Here is a 621-nt window from a genome sequence, read left to right as displayed (position 1 = left end):
ATCCGGTCCGGAACGGCGACACCCTGGTCGAGGTGGTGCCGCCGGTCTTCTTCGACCCCGAAGGAAAAAATCTCCATGGCTGAGCTGTCGCGGACATCCGCCTTATCTTCAGTCCCGCGCGGCGCGCCAGGCGGCGGGGTGACAATCACGGAGCGTCGCGGTCTCGCGCTCATGACCATGCAGGCCCGCCGGCGACAGGAGCAAGCGCTGCGCTCGCGCATCGCACAGTCCTGCCAGACGGATCTGCCCGAGCGCCCTGCCTTCGTGACAGGACGCGACATCGCATTCGTCGGCCTCGGCCCGCAAATCTGGCTCGTCATGGGCGAGGCCGACACGCCGGCTTTCCATGCCTCCTTCAGGTCGCTGGTAGGCGGGACGGCGTCGGTATCCGATCAGAGCGGCGGCTATACGGTATTCCGGGTCGGTGGCTCGGCTATCCGGGACACCCTCGCCAAAGGAGTCCCGATCGATCTCGACGGACGCGCATTCAACAGCGGCGACGCCGCCACCACGATCGTGTCCCACATCGGCGCCACGATCTGGCGACGCGAGGACGCGCCTGACGGCACCGCCTGCTTCGAGATCAGCCTGTTCCGGAGCCTCGCGCACAGCTTTTGGCAC

Annotated in this window: 1 protein-coding gene; it reads left to right on the top strand. The window is 67.0% G+C overall.

Features of this window, described 5'->3' with window-relative positions; genetic code table 11:
* Positions 1–171 precede the first annotated feature (171 nt).
* Positions 172–621, top strand: a 450-nt coding sequence (locus tag J6525_RS46645) for a sarcosine oxidase subunit gamma (RefSeq protein WP_225649638.1), incomplete at its 3' end; no start/stop codon positions are given.

It is taken from the genome of Bradyrhizobium australafricanum (genome assembly GCF_020329495.1).
Lineage (GTDB): Bacteria > Pseudomonadota > Alphaproteobacteria > Rhizobiales > Xanthobacteraceae > Bradyrhizobium > Bradyrhizobium australafricanum.
Note: the sequence above shows the minus strand (reverse complement) of the source record. Positions and strands in the feature narration are given on the sequence as shown.